At 64.3% G+C, this 24239-nt stretch carries 23 protein-coding genes; 9 read left to right on the top strand and 14 right to left on the bottom strand.

Going from position 1 to position 24239, the window contains the following annotated elements; genetic code table 11:
• The first annotated feature begins 37 nt into the window (after positions 1-37).
• Positions 38-592, top strand: a complete 555-nt coding sequence (locus tag ACUJ47_RS07275) for a hypothetical protein (protein ID WP_445537742.1) — start codon at positions 38-40, stop codon at positions 590-592.
• Between the two features lie 102 nt (positions 593-694).
• On the opposite strand, the gene ACUJ47_RS07270 is transcribed toward ACUJ47_RS07275, so the two are convergent.
• The 4 genes from ACUJ47_RS07270 to secB form a co-directional block, all read right to left on the bottom strand.
• Complete coding sequence (locus ACUJ47_RS07270; protein ID WP_445537741.1) at positions 695-1381, bottom strand: DUF4136 domain-containing protein; 687 nt, start codon at positions 1379-1381, stop codon at positions 695-697.
• 149 nt (positions 1382-1530) lie between these two features.
• A complete protein-coding gene (trpS, locus tag ACUJ47_RS07265) occupies positions 1531-2547 on the bottom strand; it encodes a tryptophan--tRNA ligase (RefSeq protein ID WP_445537740.1) in 1017 nt (338 codons plus the stop codon).
• A 19-nt stretch (positions 2548-2566) separates the two neighbouring features.
• A complete protein-coding gene (gene murJ / locus ACUJ47_RS07260; RefSeq protein WP_445537739.1) occupies positions 2567-4132 on the bottom strand; it encodes a murein biosynthesis integral membrane protein MurJ in 1566 nt (521 codons plus the stop codon).
• Positions 4133-4161: 29 nt separating this feature from the next.
• Positions 4162-4689 (bottom strand): protein-export chaperone SecB, encoded by a 528-nt coding sequence (gene secB / locus ACUJ47_RS07255; protein ID WP_445537738.1) that lies wholly within the window; start codon positions 4687-4689, stop codon positions 4162-4164.
• A 248-nt stretch (positions 4690-4937) separates the two neighbouring features.
• Between secB and ACUJ47_RS07250 the strand changes: the two genes are divergently transcribed.
• From ACUJ47_RS07250 to ACUJ47_RS07240, 3 genes are read left to right on the top strand one after another with little or no spacing between them, the layout of a single operon-like run.
• Positions 4938-5597 (top strand): Tim44/TimA family putative adaptor protein, encoded by a 660-nt coding sequence (locus ACUJ47_RS07250; protein ID WP_445537737.1) that lies wholly within the window; start codon positions 4938-4940, stop codon positions 5595-5597.
• A 34-nt stretch (positions 5598-5631) separates the two neighbouring features.
• Positions 5632-6822 carry a murein transglycosylase A gene (gene mltA, locus ACUJ47_RS07245; protein WP_445537736.1) on the top strand — a complete coding sequence of 397 codons (1191 nt, stop codon included), beginning with the start codon at positions 5632-5634 and terminating at the stop codon, positions 6820-6822.
• Positions 6819-7385 (top strand): Smr/MutS family protein, encoded by a 567-nt coding sequence (locus ACUJ47_RS07240; protein WP_445537735.1) that lies wholly within the window; start codon positions 6819-6821, stop codon positions 7383-7385. Before mltA ends, ACUJ47_RS07240 begins: the two co-directional genes overlap by 4 nt.
• Here ACUJ47_RS07240 and ACUJ47_RS07235 read toward each other — a convergent pair.
• The 3 genes from ACUJ47_RS07235 to aroC all read right to left on the bottom strand — a co-directional run bounded on the left by ACUJ47_RS07235 (position 7363) and on the right by aroC (position 11747).
• Positions 7363-7980 carry a Pr6Pr family membrane protein gene (locus ACUJ47_RS07235; RefSeq protein ID WP_445537734.1) on the bottom strand — a complete coding sequence of 206 codons (618 nt, stop codon included), beginning with the start codon at positions 7978-7980 and terminating at the stop codon, positions 7363-7365. The two genes, ACUJ47_RS07240 and ACUJ47_RS07235, sit on opposite strands and share 23 nt — an antisense overlap.
• 153 nt (positions 7981-8133) lie before the next feature.
• Positions 8134-10317, bottom strand: a complete 2184-nt coding sequence (gene katG, locus ACUJ47_RS07230) for a catalase/peroxidase HPI (RefSeq protein WP_445537733.1) — start codon at positions 10315-10317, stop codon at positions 8134-8136.
• A gap of 359 nt (positions 10318-10676) precedes the next feature.
• Positions 10677-11747: a chorismate synthase gene (aroC, locus tag ACUJ47_RS07225; protein ID WP_445537732.1), complete on the bottom strand. Its 1071-nt coding sequence runs from the start codon at positions 11745-11747 to the stop codon at positions 10677-10679.
• A 257-nt stretch (positions 11748-12004) separates the two neighbouring features.
• Here aroC and ruvA point away from each other — a divergent pair, with 257 nt between their 5' ends.
• Positions 12005-12613 carry a Holliday junction branch migration protein RuvA gene (gene ruvA, locus ACUJ47_RS07220; protein WP_445537731.1) on the top strand — a complete coding sequence of 203 codons (609 nt, stop codon included), beginning with the start codon at positions 12005-12007 and terminating at the stop codon, positions 12611-12613.
• 50 nt (positions 12614-12663) lie between these two features.
• Here the strand turns inward: ruvA and ACUJ47_RS07215 are convergent, their stop codons facing one another.
• Positions 12664-12981: a GIY-YIG nuclease family protein gene (locus tag ACUJ47_RS07215; protein ID WP_445537730.1), complete on the bottom strand. Its 318-nt coding sequence runs from the start codon at positions 12979-12981 to the stop codon at positions 12664-12666.
• Positions 12982-13172: 191 nt separating this feature from the next.
• On the opposite strand from ACUJ47_RS07215, the gene ACUJ47_RS07210 reads away from it, so the two are divergent.
• Positions 13173-13652, top strand: a complete 480-nt coding sequence (locus ACUJ47_RS07210; RefSeq protein ID WP_445537729.1) for a DsrE family protein — start codon at positions 13173-13175, stop codon at positions 13650-13652.
• The gene (gene ruvB, locus ACUJ47_RS07205; protein WP_445537728.1) at positions 13652-14683 is read left to right on the top strand and encodes a Holliday junction branch migration DNA helicase RuvB; all 1032 of its coding nucleotides are present in this window, start codon (positions 13652-13654) and stop codon (positions 14681-14683) included. The genes ACUJ47_RS07210 and ruvB overlap by 1 nt, the downstream gene beginning before the upstream one ends.
• Before the next feature lie 424 nt (positions 14684-15107).
• Here the strand turns inward: ruvB and acnA are convergent, their stop codons facing one another.
• The gene (gene acnA / locus ACUJ47_RS07200) at positions 15108-17783 is read right to left on the bottom strand and encodes an aconitate hydratase AcnA (protein ID WP_445537727.1); all 2676 of its coding nucleotides are present in this window, start codon (positions 17781-17783) and stop codon (positions 15108-15110) included.
• Between the two features lie 162 nt (positions 17784-17945).
• A complete protein-coding gene (locus tag ACUJ47_RS07195; protein ID WP_445537726.1) occupies positions 17946-18842 on the bottom strand; it encodes a DMT family transporter in 897 nt (298 codons plus the stop codon).
• Between the two features lie 168 nt (positions 18843-19010).
• Between ACUJ47_RS07195 and ACUJ47_RS07190 the strand changes: the two genes are divergently transcribed.
• A complete protein-coding gene (locus tag ACUJ47_RS07190; RefSeq protein ID WP_445537725.1) occupies positions 19011-20426 on the top strand; it encodes a L,D-transpeptidase family protein in 1416 nt (471 codons plus the stop codon).
• Between the two features lie 30 nt (positions 20427-20456).
• On the opposite strand, the gene ACUJ47_RS07185 is transcribed toward ACUJ47_RS07190, so the two are convergent.
• The gene (locus ACUJ47_RS07185; RefSeq protein ID WP_445537724.1) at positions 20457-21158 is read right to left on the bottom strand and encodes a murein L,D-transpeptidase catalytic domain-containing protein; all 702 of its coding nucleotides are present in this window, start codon (positions 21156-21158) and stop codon (positions 20457-20459) included.
• A 46-nt stretch (positions 21159-21204) separates the two neighbouring features.
• Positions 21205-22656, bottom strand: coding sequence for an NAD(P)-binding protein (locus ACUJ47_RS07180; RefSeq protein ID WP_445537723.1), 1452 nt, complete (start codon positions 22654-22656; stop codon positions 21205-21207).
• Between the two features lie 192 nt (positions 22657-22848).
• On the opposite strand from ACUJ47_RS07180, the gene ACUJ47_RS07175 reads away from it, so the two are divergent.
• The gene (locus ACUJ47_RS07175) at positions 22849-23352 is read left to right on the top strand and encodes a hypothetical protein (protein ID WP_445537722.1); all 504 of its coding nucleotides are present in this window, start codon (positions 22849-22851) and stop codon (positions 23350-23352) included.
• 22 nt (positions 23353-23374) lie between these two features.
• Here the strand turns inward: ACUJ47_RS07175 and ACUJ47_RS07170 are convergent, their stop codons facing one another.
• The gene (locus ACUJ47_RS07170; protein ID WP_445537721.1) at positions 23375-23884 is read right to left on the bottom strand and encodes a manganese efflux pump MntP; all 510 of its coding nucleotides are present in this window, start codon (positions 23882-23884) and stop codon (positions 23375-23377) included.
• Between the two features lie 48 nt (positions 23885-23932).
• A complete protein-coding gene (locus ACUJ47_RS07165; RefSeq protein ID WP_445537720.1) occupies positions 23933-24232 on the bottom strand; it encodes a hypothetical protein in 300 nt (99 codons plus the stop codon).
• Positions 24233-24239 lie beyond the last annotated feature (7 nt).

The following is a 24239-nucleotide window of genomic DNA, read 5'->3' as shown; positions in this document are numbered from 1 at the left end:
ACGCGACCAGCAGTGGTTCTATCGCCGGGTCAAGGCAATGGCGATTGCCCCTGAGCATCCGGGAGATGCCATCGCGCTATTGCAGGAATGCCTTGCGGGTGACCCGGAAGAAGCCGGAACCTATCACGAGACCCAGGCGCAGGTGCATCTGATGCATCAGCAGATCCCTCAGATGTTCGCCGCGTTCGATCGCGCGCTGGGCAGGGACGGCTTCGGCATGATGGCGCATGGGGCGATGCAATATGCCTTCCTCGTTGGCCTCTATCGTGACGAGACCCGGTATCGCCGTGCATTGGGCCTGCTCAAGGGCTGGGATCGCAAGGCCATGCTCGCGCTGATGCGCCGTTTCGAAAAGAGTTTCGGCGGCAATGCCGGCGAAGCGATGATTCTCTTTGAAATGGGCAAGAGGAAGCAGGCGATCAAACCGGCGAGGCGCGCGCTGGAGCAGGCCATGGCCGAGCATGGGCCGATTCCGGGGCATCCCGAAATGGGGCGCGTGCCCAACCTTCCGGATGCGATCCGCAACCGGCTGATCGTGGCCGCTGATTTGTGGGATGAGGATGTCATGGGCCCGCAGCCGCCGATCGATTGATCTCGCACGGCTCGATAGCAACTGCCTTGAAAACAGGAAGGGCGGAGCCTTGCGGTGCCGCCCCTTTCATCTCCGCCGTGCGGAAATTGGCTGTGCGCCGTATCAGTTTTCGATCTTGCGGACCTTCGTCTCTTCGGGCCGGATCGTGATGCGCAGCGTCTCGCCCGAATTGCCGGGGAAGTCGACGAACATCGCTTCGACGAGGTTGGGCACGAGATATTGCAGGCGGTTCGAGGTCGAAACGGCTTGCGCTTTGCCTTCGAACAGCCGCTCGCCAGTGCCCGCACGGTCGATCTTCACTTCGATCCCGCTGGTGTAGACGGTGTAGCTGCGCACTTCGGGGCCGCCGAACCACGGATCGTAGAAGCCATAGCCCCAAGCGCTGCGCGGGCGGTAGAGACGGCTGCGGTAAGAGCCGCGATACCACGGATCCCAGAACGGATCGTAGAAGCCGGTGTCTGTGGTGCGCACCTTCTCGCGGCCATTGTCGACGCCATAGTCGAACCGCACCAGCAGGCTCGCTTGCCCGGCATCGGCCTGCTTGTAGCCCAGCCGTTCCATCTGCGCTTCGACCAGATCGGCATAGCGCGCGAATTCGAGCCCGCCCGCCAGCGCCGGATCGTCCGCCACCACAGTAAAGCTTTCGCCCGCCGGGTCGGGAAGCTGCGCCTGGAAGCGCGACACGTCGGCCTTGAAGCCCGGCGAGGCGCAGGCTGCGAGGCCCGCCAGCAGCAGCGGCACGGATGCCAGCTTGAGGTTTCGGGCGCGGAGCGGCTCTCTCATCGTCATGATACCACCTTCATCCTTATTCGCGCGGCAAGGCGCGCAGTGAACCCACCGAACACCGGCAGGCTGTCACTCATGGCACCGCTTGTAAAGCCGAAGTGCTGAATAGGGATTGAATGCGCGCGCGCGGCAAGTGCCGCAAAAAGCGCAGCTTACCCGCGCACCAGCCCCAGCGCCTTGTAGGCTTTGCCGAGCGTGGGCAGGCCCAGTTCGCGCGCCCGTGCGGCGCCGCGCGCCAATATGGCGTCGAGCGCTTCGCGGTCCGCCTTGAGCTCGCGGAAGCGTGCGGTGATCGGCGAAACCGTCTCGACCAGGACTTCGCCCAGCGCGGGCTTGAATACGCCGAAGCCCTGTCCGCCGAATTCGCCGAGCACGTCGTCGGTACTCTTGCCGGTCAGCGCGCAATAGATCCCGACCAGATTGAGCGCCTCGGGCCGCCCTTCGAGCCCCGCCGCTTCGCTCGGCAGCGGTTCGGGATCGGTCTTGGCCTTCTTGACCTTCTTCATGATCTCGTCGGCATCGTCGGACAAATTGATGCGGCTCATGTCCGACGGGTCGGACTTGCTCATCTTGGCGCTGCCGTCGCGCAGCGACATGATCCGCGCGGCTTCGGGCGGCACGATCGGCTCGGGCAGAGTGAACACGGGCGCATCCTCGCTGCAGAAGTCGTTGTTGAACTTCTGCGCAATGTCGCGCGCCAGCTCGAGATGCTGCTTCTGGTCTTCGCCCACCGGCACATGCGTAGCCTGGTAGAGCAGCACATCCGCCGCCTGCAGCACCGGATAGGTGAACAGCGCAACGCTCTGCCCTTCGCGGTTCTTGCCCGCCTTGTCCTTCCACTGGGTCATGCGATTGAGCCAGCCCATCCGCGCGGTGCCGTTGAGCAGCCATTGCAGTTCGGCATGCGCGGGCACTTGCGCCTGGTTGAACAGTATCGAACGATCTGGGTCGATCCCGCAAGCGACCAGCGCCGCAGTCATCTCCAGCGTGGCGGAGGCCAGCTCGGCCGGATTATGCGGCTGCGAAATCGCGTGAAGGTCGGCCAGGAAGAACAGGCAATCGCTACCGTCACTCATCTCGTCCTGCATCCGCACCCAATTGCGGATCGCCCCCAGGTAATTGCCGAGGTGGAGATTGCCAGTGGGCTGGATACCGGAAACGACGCGCATGAAAGAATCTCTGATGGGTTTATGCTTGGCGGCGCATTAGGCGCTGGACCGTTGACTTGTCGAGCACTCCCAGAACCACGGCTGAGAGTGCATAGCTCACCAGCCCGATCGCGATCAGGGCAAGGATCGATCCCATCCGCTCGGCCGTTGTGCCGGTGAAATAGGGATCGCCATAGAGCATCGCTGCCCAGAGCGCCGCACCCATCGGCACGGCGGCAAGCACGATGCGCGCGATGCGCCCGACCACGCGGCCGGTGAGGGTGAAGAAACCGCGCCGCGCCAATATGCCATAGAGCAGCGCCGTGTTGACCCAGGCGCCAATCGCGCCCGCAACCGCCAGCGACATCACGCCGATGCGCGGCACGAAATAGAGGTTGAGCGCGACCGTCACCACCAGGCTGAGCGCAGCGGTGATCACCGGCGTGCGCGTGTCCTTGCGCGCGAAGAAATTGGGGGTCAGCACTTTGACCAGCACATAGGCTGGCAGGCCGATGACCAGCCCCGATACGAGCGATCCGGTGACAGCCGCATCTTCGGCGGTGAATGCGCCCGCCTGCATGAACACCCGCACAAAGGCGCTGCCCGTTACGAACAGGGCCACTGCCGCAGGTACGGTCAGCAGCATGGAAAGCTCGATCGCGTTCGATTGCAGCCGCTGCGCCTCATCGCCTTCCTCGCGCGCGATAAAGCGGCTCAATGCGGGCAGGATCGCGGTGCCCAGTGCGATGCCGATGATCCCCAGCGGCAGCTGGTTCCAGCGGTCGGCCATCGCCATATAGGTCAGGCTGCCGTCGGGCAGGACGCGGATGAAGGCGAGGTCGATGAAGCGGCTGATCTGGTAGACGCCCGCGCCGAACACGGCGGGCACGATCAACACGCCCATTTCCTTGACCCGCGCAGTGAGCCGCGGACGCGCCAGCGGGATCGAGAATCCGGCCTTGCGCATCCAGTGTCGCAGCCACAGCAATTGCAGCAGCCCGCTGACCGACACCGCGATCGCAAGGAACATGCCCGTCGATTGACGGGTCGCTTCGCCGCCCGGTTGCAGCGCGCCCCAGAACAACGCGACCAGCAGGCAGATGTTGAGCAGGATCGGCGCGGCTGCGGCGGCGGCAAAGCGCGACAGCGAATTGAGCACTGCCGCGGTGAGCGTGGCGAGGCTCATGAACAGCAAATAGGGGAAGGCGATCTGCCCCATGGTCACAGCCAGCGCGTAATGCTCGGCATCGGCGCGCAATGTGGCATTGGCGAACAGCCACAGCACCCATGGCATTGCCAGCATCATCACTGCGCCGAACACCACGAGGATCGGCAGCAGCACCGCCAGCACTTCGCTGGCGAAGCGCCGTGCCTCGCTTTCGCCTTCGGTCATGTGGCGATTGAACAGTGGTACGAAGGCGCTGGCGAAAGCGCCTTCGGCAAACAGCCGGCGGAACAAATTGGGCAGTTGGAAGGCGAGCTGCCATGCATCGGCCACGCCGCCCGCGCCAAGGACGCGGGCCAGCATGATGTCGCGCAGGAAACCGAAGATCCGGCTCACGGCGGTCAGCCCGCCGATCGTCCCGACGTTCTTGAGCAGGCTCAAGTCAGAGCCTCCCGGTCATTGGGTCTCGCTCAGGCCTCGCCAGCGGGAGTTGCCGCAGCGGCAGCTTCCTGCTCGCGCTTGGCCTGCAGCTGCTGGACGTAAAGCCCGTTGAAGTCGATCGGATCGATCATCAGCGGCTGGAATCCGGCTTCGCGAGTAGCGTCGGCCACAACCGCGCGGGCGAAGGGGAACAGCAGGCGCGGCGCTTCGGCGAAGAGGAAGGCATGCGCCTGGTCTTCGGGCACGTTGCGCAGGCCGATCAGCCCGCAATAGACCAGCTCGATCAGATAGGCATTGCCCTGCGAGCTCTTGGCGGTGACGTTCACCTTCAGCTCGACTTCGGTCACTTCGTCGCTGACCTTGTTCGCGCCGATGTTGAACTGCAGGTCGATCTGCGGCTGTTCCTTCCACTGGTACACGGCGGGCGCGTTGGGATTTTCGACCGAGAGGTCTTTCACATATTGCGTGATGATCCCGGCGGTCGGCAGCGTGTCCTCGCCATTGCCAACGGGGGTATTGGTGTTGAGATTGGTCAGGACGTCGCCTTCTTCGGCCATAGTCTTGTTACTTTCGCGTCTTGGATTTCAGGAATTGCGGTGTTTCTGCCGCCCGTGAGCGGCTTGGCGCGCCGCCTAGCACTCTAGCACTTCGCTCGCAACCGATGCTGCAAAGCCATGCGCGCAGAAAAAAGGAACCCGATCCGTCCATCCGGCGTTGTGGTTCGGCCCTGAAAGACCTATCTAAGGCGCTGGGGGCATGTAGAAGGCGGGGTGCCTGATCCCCGCAGCTAGGCTGGATAGATCAAGTGATTGTCGAAATTGTCATTCTCGCCATGATTGCAGCCTTCCTGGGCCTGCGGCTCTATTCCGTGCTGGGCCAGCGCGCCGAGCATGAGGAAGAGGCGATTCCGCATCGCTTCGACGCGAATGACGATGAGCGCGGCCCGCTCGCGGCTCCCAAGGCGGCGGCTGCCATTCCGGCGCGCGCGCCCCAGCGTTTCGACGGGCTGATGCCTGCTGTCGAGCGTGGCGTGCGCGAGATTGCCGCGGCCGATCCGCGGTTCGACATCATCGGCTTCCTCGAAGGCGCCAAGGGTGCCTATGAAATGGTGCTCGAAGCCTTCTGGAAGGGCGACCGCGAGACGCTGAAGGAATTGTGCGACGCTGACGTTTACGCCAGCTTCTCCGGAGCGATCGACGCGCGCGAACAGGCCGGGCAGACGCTGGACAACAAGCTGATCCGGATCGAGGAAACCCGCATCCATTCGGCAGTGCTCGACGGGCGCATCGCGCGCGTGGCGGTGCTGTTCATCTCCGACATTGCAGCGGTCACCCGCGACAGCGACGGCAATGTGATTGCCGGCTCGCTCGACGATGCGATCGAAAGCCGCGACATCTGGACCTTCTCGCGCGATGTCGCTTCGCCGCGGCCCGACTGGCTGCTCGACGAGACCGACGAAGGCTGATCGCCTTCCGCACCCCACCAGCAGGAGAATGGGCATGATCCGGCGCAGACACCGCTCCGCGCCGGTGGCTTTGGGCTTGCTTGCGCTGGCCGGATGCGTGCCGATGGTGCCGCCGCCCGCTCCCCCCACTATCCCGCCCGAAATTACCAGCGCGGTGATGGCGGGCATTTCCCCCGGGCCCGCACTCGCCGAGCTTGGGCTGGCGCATGAAGACGCACGCAGCGCGCTTGCGGGTTTCGTCGAATCCTGCCCCAAGCTGCTCGCGCGTGAGGATGAAAGCGGGCTGACGCAGCGTGAAGACTGGCGCCCTGCCTGCGATGCCGCTTCCGATTGGGATGCGGGGCAGGCGCGCGAATTCTTCGAGCAGCAATTCGAAGCGGTTCGCGTGGGCGAAGGCAGCGCCTTTGCCACGGGCTATTTCGAGCCCGAAATCGCGGGATGCCGCACCCGCCAGCCGGGCTGCGAAGTGCCGGTCTATGCCGTCCCTGCCGATCTGGTGCGAGCGTGGCCCGCCGAAACGCCCGAAGACGCGCGAACCGGGCGCCCGCCGCTGGGCCGGACCGACGCCGATGGCGCGCATGTGCCTTATTACACAAGGGCGGAGATCGAGGAGGGCGCGCTCTCGGGCCGCGGGCTCGAGATCGCCTGGGCGGCCGATCCGGTCGAGTTCTTCTTCCTGCAGATCCAGGGTTCGGGCCGCTTGCACACGCCCGATGGCGAAGTGATCCGCATCGGCTATGCCGGGCAGAACGGCCATGGCTATGTCGCAATCGGCCGCGTGCTGCGCGAACAGGGGCATCTCGGCACCGAGCCCGGGCAATATCCCACTTCGATGCAGGGCATCGTCGCATGGCTGCGCGACCATCCCGAAGAGGGGCGCGAGGTGATGCGCATGAACCCCAGCTGGATCTTCTTCCGCGAGCTCAAGGGCGATGGCCCGCTCGGCGCGCTGGGCGTGCCGGTGCGGCGCGAAAGCTCGGTCGCGGCCGATCCGCGCTTCGTGCCGCTGGGCGCGCCGGTGTGGCTCGACATGGAGCGCGACGAGGCGGACGGGCTGTGGATCGCGCAGGATACCGGCGGCGCGATCAAGGGCGCCAACCGGTTCGACACATTCTGGGGCGCAGGCGAGGATGCACAGCATATCGCAGGCGGGATGAGCTCGCGCGGCTCGGCGCTGGTGTTCCTGCCGAAAGGGGCCGCAGCGCGCCTCACTGGCCAGCGATGAGCGTTCCGCGCGGCCTCAGTGCAGAGGAAGCCGAAGCATGGACGCGGCTGGCCTCGACCGTCACGCCGCTGCCAGGGCGCAAGCCGCCCAAGCTGGCAAAGCCCGCGCATGCCGAACAGCCTGCCGAACCCAAGCTCGTCCGCCCGGCGGCAAAGCCGGTCATGCCCGCCGCCAAAGCGCATGTCGCCGCGCGCACACCGCCGCCGCCCCAGCCGGGGCTGGATTCGCATTGGGACCGCAAGTTCAAGGCCGGCACGATCCAGCCCGACTATACGCTCGACCTGCACGGTTACACGCTCGACACGGCCTATGACCGGCTGATGCACGGGCTGGACCAGGCGCGCGCGATGGAGGCGCGGGTGGTGCTGCTGATTGCCGGACGTCCGCGACCGGTCGATCCGGCGGACCGGGCAGAGCGGCGCGGCGCGATCCGGGCCAAGCTGCTCGACTGGCTGGCTTCCAGCCGCCATTCGCAAGCGATCTCTGCCGTGCGCAAGGCGCATATCCGCCACGGCGGCGAAGGTGCGCTTTACCTCGTGCTCAAGCGCGCGCGGCTGGCGTAAGGCGGCGCAGGCCCAGCAGCAGTGCGCCCATGGCCATGAAGAACAGGCCAAGCCCCACCAGATTGACCAGCAGTTGGGGCCAGCCGAGCGTGGGCAGGTCGAGGAAGAAATAGGGATAGAAGCCGCTCGCCGCACCATAGGCCAGCGCGAAGGCGGTGTAGCCAACCGGCACCGGGGTAACGAGCGGGAGCGAGCGCCAGGTCAGATGCGCCCGGTCCGACCAGGCGATCCACCATGCGATGGCGGCTGCCGGGATGATCGTGTGGAAGGCGAGGTTGGTCCACCAGTCGAGCCCGACCGGATGATGGTCAGCCGCCAGCAGCGCATGATAGACGAGCGCCACCACCGAAAGCGCGGTCGCGAGCGCGAACAGCACCCGCTCGCCCGGCTTGCCGCCCAGCGCCACCCCCAGCAGGATCAGTCCGGCGGCCAGATTGCTCCAGATCGTGAAGTAACGCAGCAGCAGCGCGAAGGCGGCCAGCGGCGAACCGTCCGGTTCGAGATTGATGGTCGTCTGCAGCGCAATCGCGCAGAGGGCGAGCAAAGCGGTGGCACCGGCACAGGCGCGGGCGATCGGGGGCATGGGCTGGTCCATGAGGCGTGTTTAGCCGCCGGAAATTTGCGCGGCTAGCTGACCCGGCAAAAAACCCCGGCCACCCATTGGATCGGGCGACCGGGGATCTTTTGCGACTGTGGAAGACTGCGCCTTCCGGGTCAGGCACTCACGGCATCAGCCGTGGTATCGATCTCAGGCCCGGTCGAAGCGGTCCGCGTCCATCACCTTGGTCCATGCCTTGACGAAATCGTTCACGAACTTCTTGGCATTTCCGCTCTGGGCGTAGACCTCGGCCACCGCGCGCAGCTGGGAGTTCGAACCGAACACCAGGTCAGCGCGGGTTGCAGTATACTTCTTCGCGCCGGTCTTGCGGCAAGTGCCGACGAACTCTTCCTCGTCTGCATCGGTTGCCGACCACTTGGTCGACATGTCGAGCAAATTGACGAAGAAGTCGTTGGTCAGTTGGCCCTTGCGATCGGTGAAGACGCCGTGATCGGTATTGCCGCTATTGGCGCCGAGCACGCGCAGGCCGCCGACCAGCACCGTCATTTCGGGGAGCGACAGGCCGAGCAGGTCGGCGCGGTCGATCAGCAGGTCTTCGGTCGAAACGCTGGTCTTGCCGGCACGATAGTTGCGGAAACCATCGGCAAACGGCTTGAGCCATTCGAAGCTGTCGGCATCGGTCTGCGCTTCGGTGGCGTCGCCGCGACCGGTCGAGACAGTGGCAGTTACGCTGTGGCCAGCGTCCGCAGCGGCCTTTTCAACCGCAGCAGCGCCTGCCAGCACGATCGCGTCGGCCATCGACAGATTGCCGCGCAGCTCGTCGATCTTGCCGAGAACCTTGGCCAGTTCGGCCGGATCGTTCACCGCCCAGCCGCTTTGTGGAGCCAGGCGGACGCGTGCGCCATTGGCACCGCCGCGATGGTCCGTCCGGCGATAGGTCGAAGCCGAAGCCCAGGCTGCCTTGACCAGTTCGCTGACCGAAAGGCCGCTGGCGAGGATGGCAGACTTGAACGCCGCCACATCGCTGTCCGACGGCTTGGTTCCGGCCGGAACCGGATCCTGCCAGATCAGGTCTTCGCCCGGGACTTCCGGGCCGAGGTAGCGCGCCTTGGGCCCCATGTCGCGGTGGGTCAGCTTGAACCATGCGCGGGCGAAGGCGTCCTTGAACGCTTCATGGTCGTGCAGGAACTTCTCGGAAACCTTGCGATAGTCCGGGTCCATCTTCATCGCCATGTCGGCGGTGGTCATGATGGTCGGAACCTTGACGTTCGGATCCCCGGCAGAGGGTGCCAGATCTTCCGGATCGGGGTTGATCGGCGTCCACATGTTCGCACCTGCGGGCGACTGAACCAGCTCGTAGTCATACTTGAACAGCAGGCGGAAGTAGTTCTTCGACCATTCGAACGGGGTGTTGGTCCACGGACCTTCGATGCCCGAGGTAATCGCGCTGTCAGGCAGGCCGTCGGCATTGGGGTTGTGCCAGCCGAAGCCCTGCGCCGCCATCGAGGCGCCTTCGGGATCGGGGCCGAGCGCACCGGCATCGCCATTGCCGTGGCACTTGCCGAAGGTGTGGCCGCCAGCGGTCAAGGCGACAGTTTCCTCATCGTCCATCGCCATGCGGGCGAAGGTGTCACGAATGTCGCGCGCCATGCCTTCCATGTCGTGCGGATTGCCGCCGGGGCCTTCCGGATTGACGTAGATCAGGCCCATCTGGATCGCGGCGAGCGGGTCTTCGATGTTCCAGCCCTTTTCCGGCTGGTTGCGCGTTTCCGCACCGGTGTTCACCCACTCGTTTTCCGTGCCCCAATAGACCTTCTCGGGATAGAAAACGTCGGCACGGCCGCCGCCGAAGCCAAAGGTCGGGCCGCCCATGGATTCGATCGCGACATTGCCCGCGAGCACGAACAGGTCGGCCCAGCTCAGCGCATCGCCATACTTGGCCTTGACCGGCCACAGTAGGCGGCGGGCCTTGTCGAGGTTGCCGTTGTCGGGCCACGAGTTGAGCGGAGCGAAACGCTGCTGGCCTTCGCCTGCACCGCCGCGGCCGTCATGCACGCGATAGGTGCCGGCGGCGTGCCACGCCATGCGGATGAAGAAGGGGCCGTAGTGACCATAGTCGGCCGGCCACCAGTCCTGGCTGTCGGTCATCAGCGCGGTCAGGTCCGCCTTGACCGCAGCATAGTCGAGCGACTTGAACGCGGCTGCATAGTCGAAATCGGGGTCCATCGGGCTCGGCGAAATGCCGCGATCGCTGATGATGCCCAGCGGCAGCGCATTGGGCCACCAATCGTCATTCGTGCGACCAAGCAGCGAGCGCGTGCCGGCGCCGGTGAAGGGGCACTTGCCGCTGATGTCTCCGGTCTTTGCGTCCATGATTGTCTCTCCTTGCGGGGGTTAAAGCAGCATCAAGGCGCGCGACTCGGCGCGCACCCTTCGATTACCCAGCGCTCATAGCCAGTGCATTGATCCAGGCTAAACGAGATCATCCGATGAGTTTGAACGAATAAATCAATAAGTCGCGATTGAGTGATCCAGTCGATCAATATGCAAGCCCTTTGTGGGTTGGCCTTGGCGCTTCGGGTAGCGCAGCATTCCCTGTCAAAGTCCCGAGGGACGCTTTGCCTCGGGCCGCAGGCCCGCAAGGCCGACCGGCCGCCCGCAGCCGCCCGATACCGGACTTGTCCGGTGGAGGAGTCGCGGCGAGGACGGATGCGCGGAGGCGCATCCGGAAATCAGGAATTCTGCGCCCGGTGCAGCAGCTTGTGATCGGCCAGCACCAGCGCCATCATCGCTTCCACCACCGGGGTTCCGCGAATGCCCACGCAGGGATCGTGGCGGCCCTTGGTGCGCACTTGCGTCGCTTCTCCATCGGCAGTGATCGAATCCACCGGGGTAAGGATCGAGCTGGTCGGCTTGAAGGCCACGCGGCACACCACCGGCTGCCCGGTCGAGATCCCGCCCGCGATCCCGCCTGCGTGATTGGCGGCGAAGCGCGGCTTGCCCTCGTTACCCGGCCGCATCGGATCGGCATTCTGTTCGCCGGTCAGGCGGGCGGCTTCGAACCCGTCGCCGATCTCGACGCCCTTTACCGCATTGATGCTCATCATCCCGGCGGCAAGGTCGCTGTCGAGCTTGGCATAGACCGGCGCTCCCCAGCCTGCGGGGACGCCTTCGGCCACGCACTCGACCACCGCGCCGAGCGAGGAACCGGCCTTGCGCGCCGCATCGACCATTTCTTCCCAGCGCTTCGCCGCTGCCGCATCGGGGCAGAAGAAGGGGTTGTTGCCGATTTCGGCATAGTCGATCGCATTACGGTCGATCTTGTCGCCGCCGATCTCGCAGACATAGGCGGTGATTCTGACTTCGGGGATGACCAGTCTTGCCACCGCGCCAGCCGCCACCCGCGCGGCGGTTTCGCGCGCGCTGCTGCGCCCGCCGCCGCGATAGTCGCGGATGCCGTATTTCGCGTCATAGGCGTAATCGGCATGGCCCGGGCGATAGGCCTTGGCGATTTCCGAATAGTCCTTGCTGCGCTGGTCGGTGTTCTCGATCATCAGGCTGATCGGCGTGCCGGTGGTCTGGCCTTCGAACGTGCCTGACAGGATACGCACCAGGTCCGCTTCCTGCCGCTGCGTGGTGAAGCGGTTCTGGCCCGGCTTGCGCGCATCGAGGAAGGGCTGGATGTCGGCTTCGTTCAGCGCGATGCGCGGCGGGCACCCGTCAACCACCGCGCCCAGCGCGGGGCCATGGCTTTCGCCCCAGGTGGTGAAGCGCAGCACGCGTCCGAATGTATTCCAGCTCATGCCCGCTTCCATAGCGCAATTGCCTTGCCTGTCGAGAACCCGAACGTTTTCCTACTTCGCGGCTTCGTGGCATGGGGGGCGGATGAATTTGCCCGCTCCCTTCCTGCATTGGATTTCGGGCGCCCGGAGGGGCCGGTTTTCTTTCATTGGACAGTGTCGCATGTGTCGCATCGCCGGGATGCGCCCGGCATCGCTGCAATGACGATAACCCCGATGTGCCTCTGGCATTCGCGCATCAACTGATGCAGGAACAGAACATGATCGCAAAGCTGAAGGGCCTGCTCGACGAAACCGGCACCGACTGGGCGGTGATCGACGTGCAGGGCGTGGGCTATCTGGTCCATTGTTCGGCCAAGACGCTCGCCGCGCTGGGCGAGAAGGGCGAAGGCTGCACCGTCTATACCGATTTGCAGGTCAGCGAGAATGACATGCGCCTGCTGGGCTTTGCCGACGCGGCCGAGCGTGACTGGTTCCGGCTTTTGACGCAGGTTCAGGGAGTGGGCAGCAAGGTGGGGCTGGCAATCCTTTCGGCGCTTTCGCCGGGCGAATTGCGCGATGCCTGCGGGCGTGGCGATGCAGCCATGGTGGCGCGCGCGCAGGGAGTGGGACCGAAGCTGGCCGGGCGCATCGTCAACGAGTTGAAGGACAAGGCGGGTGCATTGCCCGGCGGGGGCATCGCGGGGGTCTCCGGCCTTGCCGTTACGCCGGCTGGCAGCGCCAACGCCGATGCGGTGAGTGCGCTCGAGAACCTCGGCTTCAAGACTGCGATCGCGACGCAGGCAGTCGCCCGCGCGATCGGCGAACTGGGCGAAGGCGCAAGCGAAGGCGAATTGATCCGCGTGGCGCTGAAAAGGGCGGCGGGGTGATGGTTACGCAGAATCGTCATCCTGAACTTGTTTCAGGATCCATCTGCCCTTCAGCGCCGGGCAATCGGAGGCAGCCCCAATCCGACCGCAAGGTCATGCCAATCGGGGTTCTCGCCTTCGATGAGGTTGATCTTCCATTGCCGGTGCCATCGCTTGAGTTGTTTCTCGCGCGCGATTGCGCTCTCCATGTCGCCGAACACTTCGAAGCGAACAAGCAGATGGACGTCGTATCTGCTGGTGAAGCCCTCAATGTCGCCATTGCGGTGCTGCCACAGTCGCGCGATGAGGTCGCTGGTGACGCCAATGTAGAGCGTCCCATAGGGCTTGTTGGCGAGAATGTAGACGCAAGGGTAGCGCTCGAACGGCATCAAACCGAGCCTGACGAGAAATGGACCCTGAAACAAGTTCAGGGTGACGAAATTTCAGTGAATTCATTGCCTTCCTGTCATCCTGAACTTGTTTCAGGGTCCATCAAACAGTCAGAGCGGAGCCAGATCCAATGAAGCGACTTTTACTCCTTCCGCTTCTTCTCCTTGCCACCCCCGCAGCTGCGCAGGACATGTCCGCATTCACCACCGGGCCGGTGTTCAAGGACTTCGGGCCGCATGCGCCGGTAGAGGGGATCGCGCAGGTTCCGGCCGATACCGAGTTCGCCCATTCCTTCGACGTCGCCAAGCCCGGCGATGAAGGGCAGCGCAACCGCGGTTTCGAGAGCGCGGCGCGCTTCATCAACATGCATGTGGCTGCAGGCGTGCCCGAGGATAATATCCGCATCGCCGTGGTGGTGCATGGCCCGGCGGTGCTCGACCTGCTTTCGGCGGAGGGCTGGAGCGCGCATGGCAAGGCGGGCGAAAACCCCAATGCCGCGATGGTGCGCGAAATGCTCGACCACGGCGTCCAGTTCATCGTCTGCGGGCAAAGCGCCACGGCGCAGGGCGTGACTTCGGGCGAGTTGATCCCCGGCGTCGAAATGGCGCTTTCCGCCATGACCGCACATGCGCTGCTCCAGCAGCAAGGCTATACGCTCAATCCGTTCTGATGACCGATCCCATTCCCCTCCATTCGCCCGAGCGGCAGGCCGACGATCCTGATGCGGCGCTGCGTCCGAAATCGCTTGCCGAATTCATCGGGCAGGAGGCGGCGCGGGACAATCTGCGCGTGTTCATCGAAAGCGCGAAGTCGCGCGGCGAAGCGATGGATCACACGCTGTTCTTCGGCCCGCCCGGGCTGGGCAAAACCACGCTGGCGCAGATCGTGGCTCGCGAACTGGGCGTGGGCTTTCGCGCCACCAGCGGGCCGGTGATCGCCAAGGCCGGCGATTTGGCCGCGCTGCTCACCAATCTCGAACCGCATGACGTGCTGTTCATCGACGAGATCCACCGCCTCAATCCAGTGGTGGAAGAAATCCTCTATCCCGCGATGGAGGACCGCGCGCTGGACATCATCATTGGCGAGGGCCCCGCGGCGCGCAGCGTTCGGATCGACCTGCCGCCTTTCACGCTGATCGGCGCGACGACCCGGCAGGGCCTGCTCACCACGCCTTTGCGCGACCGCTTCGGCATTCCGGTGCGGCTGACGTTCTACACCCATGACGAGCTTGACCTGGTGGTGACGCGCGGAGCGCGGCTGCTGGGCATGCAGATCGATCCGCAGGGCGCGCGCGAGATCGCCCGCCGTTCGCGCGGCACGCCGCGCGTCGCGGGGCGCTTGCTGCGCCGCGTGCGCGACTTCGCCCATGTCGCGGGGCAGGGCACCGTCACGCGCGCATTGGCCGACGATGCGCTGACCCGGCTCGAGATCGACCGGCTGGGGCTCGATGCGATGGACCGGCGCTATCTCACCATGATCGCCACCACCTACAAGGGCGGGCCGGTGGGCGTGGAGACGCTGGCGGCGGGACTGGCTGAGCCGCGCGACACGGTCGAGGAAGTGATCGAGCCCTATTTGATCCAGCTCGGCCTGCTCGCTCGCACTGCGCGCGGGCGCGTGCTCAACGATGATGGCTGGGCGCATCTGGAGATGAGCCCTCCCAAGGCGCCGCAGGGCGGGCTGTTCGGCGACGGCAAATAGGGCGTTTTCGTTAAGGCCTGCGCGCTGGCCGGTCCCGGATTGGGACGCGGTGCATCAGGTTGGCCAGTTTCGGCACTTCAACGGGCCGGATGGGCGCCAGAACATGGTTAATGGCATTGAGGCGACTCGGCCCGGCATGTTTGATGATGGGCAAGCGAGAGGGCTCCTGGCCCGATCGTCGCGGCGGCTGCAGCTCCGACGGGGGGTTAGGGCGCAGCCGCCCGGTACCCACTTGTGAATGGCCCGCTCCGCCGCGACCTTCGGAGCAGGCAAAGGCAAGTCCCGCAGGAAGCGACAGTCTCCTGCTTCGTTGCGGGTTCAGAACCTGGTCAAAGGGCGGCACCGCATTGTGATGCCGCCCCTTTTTTATCCGCTTTCCTACAGCGCGCCCGGCGCGCTATCGGCAGAGCCGGGATCGGTTTTCTCAGTCCGCAGCCAGCTTGCGCAGCACGTACTGCAGGATGCCGCCGTTGAGGTAGTATTCCATCTCGTTGGCGGTATCGATGCGGCACTGCGCGGTGAAGCTGAAGCTGCTGCCGTCGGCGCGGGTCACTTCCACTTCGACGTCCTGGCGCGGTTCGAGCGAACCAAGGCCCTTGATGGTGAAAGTGTCGTCACCCTTGAGGCCCAGCGTCTCGCGCGTGTCGCCTGACTTGAACTGCAGCGGGAGTACGCCCATGCCGACCAGGTTCGAACGGTGAATGCGTTCGAAGCTCTCGACGATCACCGCGCGCACGCCCAGCAGGATCGTGCCCTTGGCGGCCCAGTCGCGGCTCGAGCCGGTGCCGTATTCCTTGCCGCCGATGACGACCAGCGGCGTGCCGTCGGCCTTGTGCTTCATCGCCGCGTCGTAGATCGGCATGGTCTCGCCATTGTAGGTGGTGAAACCGCCTTCCACGCCGGGAACCATTTCGTTCTTGATGCGGATATTAGCGAAGGTGCCGCGCATCATCACTTCATGGTTGCCGCGGCGCGAGCCATAGGAGTTGAAGTCCGCCTTCGAGACCTGGTTTTCCATCAGGTAGCTGCCGGCCGGGCTGTCTTCCTTGATCGAACCGGCCGGGCTGATGTGGTCGGTAGTGACGCTGTCGCCCAGGATTGCGAGCGGCTTCGCGTCGGTGATGTCGGTCACCGGCGCGGGGGTCATCCCCATGCCTTCGAAATAGGGCGGGTTGGCGACATAGGTGCTGCCCGGGCGCCACTGATAGGTGTCCGAAGCCTCGACCTTGATCGCCTGCCAGTGCTCGTCGCCCTTGTAGACGTCTGCATAGCGCTTCTCGAACATGTCGCGATCGATCGAACTGGCGCGCAGTTCGGCCACTTCGAGGTTCGAGGGCCAGATGTCCTTCAGGAACACGTCGTTGCCGTCCCGGTCCTGGCCGATCGGGGTGGTGGTGATGTCTTCGGTCACCGTACCCTTGAGCGCATAGGCGACCACCAGCGGCGGCGAAGCGAGGAAGTTCGCGCGCACGTCGGGCGAGACGCGGCCTTCGAAGTTGCGGTTGCCCGAGAGCACCGAAGCGGCGACGATGTCATTGCCGTTGATCGCCTTGCTGATCGGCGGGGCGAGCGGGCCCGAATTGCCGATGCAGGTGGTGCAGCCATAGCCGACGAGGTCGAAGCCGATCGCGTCGAGATGGTCCTGCAGGCCCGCCTTGACGAGATAATCGGTGACCACTTGCGATCCCGGCGCGAGCGAGGTCTTCACCCACGGCTTGGGCTTGAGCCCGCGCTCGTTCGCCTTCTTGGCGACGAGGCCGGCGGCGATCAGTACGTCGGGGTTGGAGGTGTTGGTGCAGCTGGTGATCGCGGCGATCACCACGTCGCCGTCGCCAATGTCATGTCCTTCGCTGTCCACTGGCACGCGAGCCGGGGCCGACTTGCCATAGACCTTCGAAAGGTCGGTGTTGAACAGTTCGTCCACCTGCGGAAGGATCACCTTGTCCTGCGGGCGCTTGGGGCCGGCGAGCGAGGGAACCACGGCGGACATGTCGAGTTCGAGTGTGCTGGTGAACACCGGCACATTGTCCGGCTCGAACCACATGCCCTGCTGCTTCGAATAGGCTTCGACCAGCGCGATCGTCGCTTCATCGCGGCCGGTCAGGCGCATGTAGTCGAGCGTCTTGTCGTCGACGCCGAAGAAGCCGCAAGTCGCGCCATATTCCGGCGCCATGTTGGCGATTGTGGCGCGATCGGCCAGGCTGAGGTTCGACACGCCCGGGCCGTAGAATTCGACGAAGCGACCCACCACGCCCACTTCGCGCAGCATCTGCACGCAAGTGAGGACCAAATCGGTTGCGGTCACGCCCTCGGCCAGCTTGCCGGTGAGCTTGAAGCCGACCACTTCGGGGATCAGCATCGAGACCGGTTGGCCCAGCATCGCGGCTTCGGCTTCGATCCCGCCGACGCCCCAGCCCAGCACACCCAAGCCGTTGATCATGGTGGTATGGCTGTCGGTGCCGACGCAGGTGTCGGGATAGGCGACAGTCGCACCGTGCTGGTCGGTGCTCGACCAGATGCCCTTGGCGATATGCTCGAGATTGACCTGGTGGCAGATGCCGGTGCCCGGGGGCACGGCAGAGAAGTTCTGGAAGCTCTTCGAGCCCCATTTGAGGAAGTCGTAACGCTCGGCGTTGCGCTGATACTCGAGCTCGACGTTCTTTTCGAAGGCCTTGGGGTGGCCGAATTCGTCGACCATCACCGAGTGGTCGATCACGAGGTTGACCGGAACCTGCGGGTTGATCTTTGCGGTATCGCCGCCAAGCTTGGCGATCGCATCGCGCATGGCGGCAAGGTCGACCACGCAGGGCACGCCGGTGAAATCCTGCAGCAGCACGCGCGCCGGGCGGTACTGGATCTCGCTGCCGGTGACGGGGTTCTTCTGCCAGTCGACAATCGCCTGGATGTCATCGGTCGAAACGGTGAAGCCGCCGTCTTCAAAGCGCAGCAGGTTTTCGAGCAGCACCTTCATCGAGATCGGCAGGCGGCTGACGTCGCCCAGCTTTTCGGCCGCTTTGGCAAAGGAATAATAGGCATATTCCTTGCCGTTGACGTTGAGAGTTGCGCGGGCTCCGAGCGTGTCCTTGCCGACCTGGGTCATGGGCTTTCTTCCGTCCTTCCGTGAGCGCAGGCGCGAATCCGGCGCATTGGAGAGGGCGCGGTTCGGCCTGAAGGTGATATTTGCGCGCCACCTGCGCTCTCGCGCGCGCGAGGTCAAGGGGGGAGCCCCCCGAACCGCGCACAAAGCGCCATCGCAAGGGCTTCAGACTGCCGCGGATTCGACGTGCGCCGGGCGGCGGCGGGTCGCGATCAGGCATCCAACCACGATCAATGCCGTCCCGGCAATGGTAGACAGCGTGACCTTCTCGCCGAAATAGAGCCAGCCGAGTAGCGCAGCCCACAGGAAGGCTGTGTATTCGAGCGGTACCAGCGCCTGTGCCTCTGCGCGGGCATATGCCCATGAAAGGAACATCACGGCCGTCACTGCCAGTAGCGCGCCCGCGACAAGGTCGAACCACACGCGTTCGCTCGTCGGCATCTGCAGCATCAGCGGGGCGCCCACCAGCAGCACCGCCACCGCCACGCCGTTCTGGAAGGCGCTGACTTCGGTCGGGCTGGCGAGCAGCGCCTGCTGGCGCTGGAGTACGAGGTTCCAGGCATAGAGCACTGCGGAGAGCAGTAGCGCGATCAGCCCCAGCGTCGCTTCCCCGCTCATGTGTTCGCGCCCGATCTTGCCGCCCACGATCACGATCACCCCGGCCAACCCGAGAAGCGCGGCGATAATCGCCTTGCGTTCGATCTTCTCGCCCAGCAGCACTGCCGCCAGGTAGAGTGCGATCAGCGGGGCGATGAAAGACAGAGCGATAGCTTCGGCCAGCGGCAGGCGCGTGAGCGAGAAGAAGAAGGTCCAGCCCATGAAGGCCACCACCACACCGCGCAGCGCATGCACTTTGAGCACGTGGCGTTCGGGCCATTTGCGCGTGCGCAGCCACCATGCCGGCGCGATCAGCACGAAGCCGATCAGGCAGCGCAGGAAATAGGCGCTGTAGGCGCCGATTGCGAGCGACGCGCTCTTCATCACCGTGTCCATCGCGGAAAACAGCGCAACGCCCACGATGCAGGCGATGAAGGGACGGATCGAGTGGCGGGAGTCGCTCATGGCCGCGGCTATAATCGTGAAGATCGGGTGCGGCCACTGGCGACGGCTGGTGCAAATGATTCAGCCGTGGGAAAGGCGGCGCAATTGATAGAGTGGGGCAGACGCAGTAAGATTGCGTCCATCATCGTCAATGCGCGCACCAGCGCGCAAAAAGGTTTGAGGCAGGGAATGAATTCGCGATCGGGCAAGTGGTTGTTTGCGACAGCGTGTGCGGCATTGGCAGCGGGCTCGCTGGCGGCACAGGAGACTGCACCCGAGGACCTGCTGGCCCAGGCCGGACAGGATTCAGCTCCCGCGCGCACCGAGATGCAGGCTCGGCAGGCCGACGTTCCCGGCAGCATGGAAGAAGCCTTCCCGCGCATGGTGTCCGACCCGGTGGTGCAGGGCGAATATGGCGCCGAAGTGGTGCCGCTGGTGCAGCAATGGAGCCCGCAGCAAGCCTCCGCGCTCGCGATGGTGATCCGTGGCATCGGCGCAGAAGGGCTCGATCCGGCCGACTACCAGCTTGAGCCGCTGCTGGCCGAAATCGGCAGGGGGCCGTCCGATGCGCTGAACGAGACTGCGAGCCGCGCCTTCGTGTGGCTGGCGGAGGATCTGCGCGACGGGCGCACTCCGATGGATGCCCGCAAGCAATGGTTCGTGATCGACCCCGACCGCGATCTCTATCGCAGCGGCGAGCTGATGCGCGAGGCGCTGGCCAGCGGCGACATTGCCGGGAAGCTGATGTCGCTTAACCCGGTCCATCCCGACTATGCGCGGCTGCGCGAGGCGCTGGCGCAGGCAAAGGATCCGGCCCGGCGCAAGCTGATCCGCGCCAATATGGATCGCTGGCGCTGGCTGGCGCGCGACCTCGGCAACCAGTATCTGATGACTAACGTGCCCGAATACCAGCTGCGGCTGACGGTGAACGACAAGATCATCAGCACCTATCGCACGATCGTGGGCAAGCCGGGCCGCACCGCGACCCCGCAGCTTGCCGAAGTGGTCGAAGGCGTGGTGTTCAACCCCACATGGACCGTTCCGCAATCGATCGTGGTTGGCGAAGGGCTGGGCCAGAAAGTGCTAAGCAATCCCGGTTGGGCCAAGGCCAATGGCTACAAGGCTACCAAGGGCGCCAACGGCTGGATCACCGTTGTGCAACAGCCGGGGGCGGGCAATTCGCTGGGCCGGATGAAGCTCGAAATGCCCAATGAGCATGCGATCTTCCTGCATGACACACCATCGCGGCACCTCTTCGCCACCGACGAACGGGCACTGAGCCATGGCTGCATCCGGACCGAGCGTGCGCTGGAGCTGGCGATCACGATGGCGATCCTGGGCAGGGGCGCGAGCAAGGAGGAAGCGGTCGAGATCGCGACTTCGGGCAAATACACGCTCGTACCGATCCAGAAGCGGCTGCCGGTCTATATCACCTATTTCACCATGGCGACCGACATCGACGGCGAGCTGGCGACCTTCAGCGACATTTACGAGCGCGACGGGCCGGTGCTGGCGAGCCTCGATTTGCCGCGCGTTCAGAACCGCGCACGCACGACCGATGAAGAGATCATCGTGATCGAGGACGATCTGCGCGACGCGCCCTAGGGCGCGCGGCAGACCTGGTAACTGCCGAGCTTAGTAACTGCCTGGATTGTAGCGCTGGCTTACCAGCGGGCGACCCGGCTGAAGCAGTTCGATCGAATTCACCGCCAGCTTCTCGCCTTCATTGGCCAGCCCCAGGCTGTCGGCGAACAGCAGCCGCCCGCCCGAAAGGTTCATCAGCGCGATGCGGAACTGCTCCTCGCCCATGGCGAAGCACCCGTTCGAACGGCCCAGCCGCCCGTAGCGCTCGATATGCGCGGGTTCGGCATAATTCGCGCGGTGCATAACGATCGCGCGGCGGAAAGCGGCTTCATTGGTGGGATCGAGCCCGCCCAGCCGCACCGAAGTGCCATAGCGGCCGACATACCATTCCCAAGTAACATAGGCGCCGCGGCTGGTCGCTAGCGAGCCTTCGACGTTGGAATAGGTCTTGAGATAACCGTCATGCTCGGGGTCTGAGCCGGTGCCGTGGCTGACGTGGTAGCTCTGCACTTCCTCGCGATCGAGATTGACGAAGTGGAACCGGCGCTCGGCCGAATGCAGCCCGAAATCGGCGATGCCGACGATGTCGCGCTTCCAGATCGCTTCGCCGGCGCGGTCGAGTTCGCGCTTGGCGATGGCGAACAGCTCGCGATCGCGCGCGGAGCCCTTTTGCGGCAAGGCAAAGGCGCGCGCGGGCATCGCCAGTGCGGCCCCGGCGACCAGTCCGGTCTTGATCAGTTCGCGACGTTTCATCTGCGAACAGCCTATAACGCAATTCCTAGCTTCACGTGAATAGGGCTTATGCAGCCTCGTGGATCGCCTTTGCCTGCATTCCCAGCCGCACCAGCGCGGGCATGCCTTCGCCGATCTTGTCGCGTACCTGCTGGAGCATTGCGATCTTCGGGCTTCCGCTCGCGATAAGCCGGGCGATCGTGCCGCTGGCAAGGTCGAGCCGCGATTTCGCCAGCCAGGCCGAAATCTTCGGATTTTGCGCCCAGATGCCGCGGTTCATCATGTTGACCATCTGGGCATACGGAAAGGTCGCAGGCGTATCGGTGAGCGGGCCGGGTGCGCCGAGCGCGTTCTTTTCCTCGTCGCTGTCGAAATTGGCTTCGATGAATGCCGTGAGCGCTGCGCTGAAGGTGACGAGCGGCGTGTGGAGTGGCTGCAGCACGATGCGATCGCTGCGGAACAAGGGGCCAGCATCCTTGCTGGACATGAAAGGAACCGCACGGGCCGTGCAATCGACGAACAAGCTGCCTTGCGGCACGTCGACCGTCGTATCTTCGAAATGCAGCTTGCCTTGTTCGATCGACTTGACCCGACCTTTGCGGATCACACGCGTGATGCGGCGCAATATGTCGATCTCGCCCTGCGAGATCGTGGCATAGTGGCACATCTCCGGCCGTACCTCGGGGTCGATACGCAGGAAAAATCCGCCTTCGCCCATCAGCTCCATCATCTCGTCGCCGTCGGCGGCGCCGATGGCGGCATCGAACATGGCGACCTGGAAGCGCATGACCGTTTCGATGAAATCCTCGCCCGGCTGGGTGTAGAGCCGGTTCCACAGCCAGCTTTCGCGCGGGCGGACCCAGCTGATGGCATCGGGATCGACGCCCGCTTCGATCAGCCACACGGCGGTGTCCATCGCGGTCTTGCCCCCGCCCAGGATCACATAATGTTCGGGCTGGCTATCCGGCCGCTTCCACAGTTCCGGAAGATCGCCCGGAGGGACGACCCGCACCCCTTCGCTTTCCGAGAAATTGCGAGTGTGTGTCGAGGGAACCGAAGTTTGGTAGAATGTCGCATCCACCAGCTTGCGGCGAACCCTGATGGAGCTTTCCTCGCCCGACAGGATCTTTCGCATCCGTGCCACGCCATCTGTGTCGCGGCCGCAGAATTCGCTCAGGTGATGATAGGCGACGCGACCGCTCGGCAGCAGCCGCATGTTCATCACCTTCTCGAAATAGGCCAGCACTTCGGCGCCGCTGGCCAGCGCGAACAGCCCCCTGTTGGGGCCATGCGTGTCGATCTGTTCGCTGGGGAAGGCCATCGAATTGACGCCATAAGTCGCGCTCGGCTGGTGCAGCGCGACGAAGGAATAGGCGTCGTTCCAATGGCCGCCCGGCCTGGCATGTTTATCGACAAAAGTGATGAGGCAATCGGGGTCTTCGTCGAGCAGCGTATCGGCAAAGGCAAGGCCGACTGCTCCTGCGCCCACGATCAGGTAATCGGTCTCGAAATCGGCCATGGTCTGCGCGCTCCCTCTCCATGATGCGCTAAATAGAAGCGTTCGATAGACCAATCAGCAGTCGCTTGCACCCGGTCAGTTTCTCCGTCGCGTACTGCTACGTCGCCGGAATTGATGCCGATTGGCCCGAGCAGCTAATCTGTAATCTATTGAACGCCCAGAATTGGCAGGGCAATTTGCAGGAGGAAGTTCGTGCGCGCATTTTCGACGAGGCTCGTATTGCTTCCAGTGGCTCTGGCTGGCGGCTTTGCCATGGTCGCACCCTCTGGGGCGAGCTCGTCCATTGAAGCTTCACGGTACCCGAAGCCGCCGCTTGAAGCGACGCGAGTGCTGGATCGTGTCACGCTCAATCGGCTCGTGCAGAACAAGGGCATGTCGCTGCAATGGATTTCATGGGACGATAGCCGCGGCACTGTGAGCGCGCGCATGGTTGACGGCCGGATGCGGCTGACGGGCAGCCAATTTGCGACCAACGGTCCGGGGCAAATCATGCTCGACGGATACGTGACCGAACTCGGCACCGGCTATTTCACTTTCGAGGGCAAGATCCGCATCATCGACGCACCGGATGGTGGGCGCGTCTGCGAGGCCGACAAGAGCTGGCACTTCGCGATCACGCAGCAGCGGCGCTATTTCCGGCTGCGCGAATTCGAATGGTGCGATGACCTCACCGACTACATAGACATCTACTTCTGACGACCATCTGGGGCGGGGCGCTTCAAGCGGTTGTCGTGTGCTCGAGCACGATGTTCACACCCAGAGCGATGAGCATCACCCCACCGGCGATCTCGGCATGCCGACCGAAACGGTCGCCCGCTCGCTGGCCAAGTTCGATCGCGCAAGCCGAAAGTGCCGCGGTGACGAAAGCGATCAGCGCGCAGGTCGCCAGCGGCGGAATTCCCATGGTCGGCAGAGTGATCCCGGCGGCAAAGGCATCGATGCTGGTGGCGATTGAGGCGACAAGCAAAGTCATGCCCGAAAGCTGCGCCGGGCCCTCGCCGTCGTGATCGGCGAACCAGATCATCTGGATACCCAGCGCTGCCAACAAGCCGCCCGCGATCCAATGGTCCCACTGCTGGACGAGCGGAAGGGCGAAACTGCCCAGCAGCCACCCGGCCAGCGGCATGCCGCCCTGGAAAATGCCGAAGGCCAGCGCGATGGTCGCCACGCTGCGCCAGTTGTGGCGGAAGCGGGCGCCTTGCGTCAGCGCGACTGCGAAGGCGTCCATCGCCAACGCGATTGAAAGTGCAAATGCTGCAAACATCGGGTGTGTGACTTAGTGTTTGGCTCGCGAATTGGACAAGTCGTCAGTTTCGATCTTGCCAACCTTTAGGCGGTCGATCCGGGCATCGCGTATACGCAGCCGACCTATCGCCATTCGCCCAACCGCGAGCGCTCCGATAGCGACTGCACCCATCGCAAGCGCGCCAAGCGCGAATGCACCGGTTGCGATTGCCGCGATCGAGCGCGTGCCAGACACCTTGGCTTGTGCCAGTTGCCGGTTTTGGACAACCGGCGACGAACTCGCAACCGTCGGGATATCGGTGCCGGTGGGCGTTCCAGACTTGCTTTCCATCGCTCCT

The sequence above is a fragment of the Altererythrobacter sp. Z27 genome (assembly GCF_052683155.1).
The sequence above is the reverse complement of the archived record's forward strand: the minus strand, read 5'-3'. Positions and strand labels throughout refer to the sequence as shown.

Bases quoted from the DNA above. Each gene is read 5' to 3' on its own strand.
- ACUJ47_RS07180 (WP_445537723.1), bottom strand. From the start codon at position 22,656: ATGGCCGATTTCGAGACCGATTACCTGATCGTGGGCGCAGGAGCAGTC.
- ACUJ47_RS07240 (WP_445537735.1), top strand. From the start codon at position 6,819: ATGAGCGTTCCGCGCGGCCTCAGTGCAGAGGAAGCCGAAGCATGGACG.
- mltA (WP_445537736.1), top strand. From the start codon at position 5,632: ATGATCCGGCGCAGACACCGCTCCGCGCCGGTGGCTTTGGGCTTGCTT.
- acnA (WP_445537727.1), bottom strand. From the start codon at position 17,783: ATGACCCAGGTCGGCAAGGACACGCTCGGAGCCCGCGCAACTCTCAAC.
- secB (WP_445537738.1), bottom strand. From the start codon at position 4,689: ATGGCCGAAGAAGGCGACGTCCTGACCAATCTCAACACCAATACCCCC.
- ruvA (WP_445537731.1), top strand. From the start codon at position 12,005: ATGATCGCAAAGCTGAAGGGCCTGCTCGACGAAACCGGCACCGACTGG.
- ACUJ47_RS07190 (WP_445537725.1), top strand. From the start codon at position 19,011: ATGAATTCGCGATCGGGCAAGTGGTTGTTTGCGACAGCGTGTGCGGCA.
- ACUJ47_RS07210 (WP_445537729.1), top strand. From the start codon at position 13,173: ATGTCCGCATTCACCACCGGGCCGGTGTTCAAGGACTTCGGGCCGCAT.
- trpS (WP_445537740.1), bottom strand. From the start codon at position 2,547: ATGCGCGTCGTTTCCGGTATCCAGCCCACTGGCAATCTCCACCTCGGC.
- ACUJ47_RS07270 (WP_445537741.1), bottom strand. From the start codon at position 1,381: ATGACGATGAGAGAGCCGCTCCGCGCCCGAAACCTCAAGCTGGCATCC.
- ACUJ47_RS07165 (WP_445537720.1), bottom strand. From the start codon at position 24,232: ATGGAAAGCAAGTCTGGAACGCCCACCGGCACCGATATCCCGACGGTT.
- ACUJ47_RS07235 (WP_445537734.1), bottom strand. From the start codon at position 7,980: ATGGACCAGCCCATGCCCCCGATCGCCCGCGCCTGTGCCGGTGCCACC.
- ACUJ47_RS07215 (WP_445537730.1), bottom strand. From the start codon at position 12,981: ATGCCGTTCGAGCGCTACCCTTGCGTCTACATTCTCGCCAACAAGCCC.
- ACUJ47_RS07170 (WP_445537721.1), bottom strand. From the start codon at position 23,884: ATGGACGCCTTCGCAGTCGCGCTGACGCAAGGCGCCCGCTTCCGCCAC.
- ACUJ47_RS07185 (WP_445537724.1), bottom strand. From the start codon at position 21,158: ATGAAACGTCGCGAACTGATCAAGACCGGACTGGTCGCCGGGGCCGCA.
- ACUJ47_RS07275 (WP_445537742.1), top strand. From the start codon at position 38: ATGGCGATTGCCCCTGAGCATCCGGGAGATGCCATCGCGCTATTGCAG.
- ACUJ47_RS07195 (WP_445537726.1), bottom strand. From the start codon at position 18,842: ATGAGCGACTCCCGCCACTCGATCCGTCCCTTCATCGCCTGCATCGTG.
- katG (WP_445537733.1), bottom strand. From the start codon at position 10,317: ATGGACGCAAAGACCGGAGACATCAGCGGCAAGTGCCCCTTCACCGGC.
- aroC (WP_445537732.1), bottom strand. From the start codon at position 11,747: ATGAGCTGGAATACATTCGGACGCGTGCTGCGCTTCACCACCTGGGGC.
- ruvB (WP_445537728.1), top strand. From the start codon at position 13,652: ATGACCGATCCCATTCCCCTCCATTCGCCCGAGCGGCAGGCCGACGAT.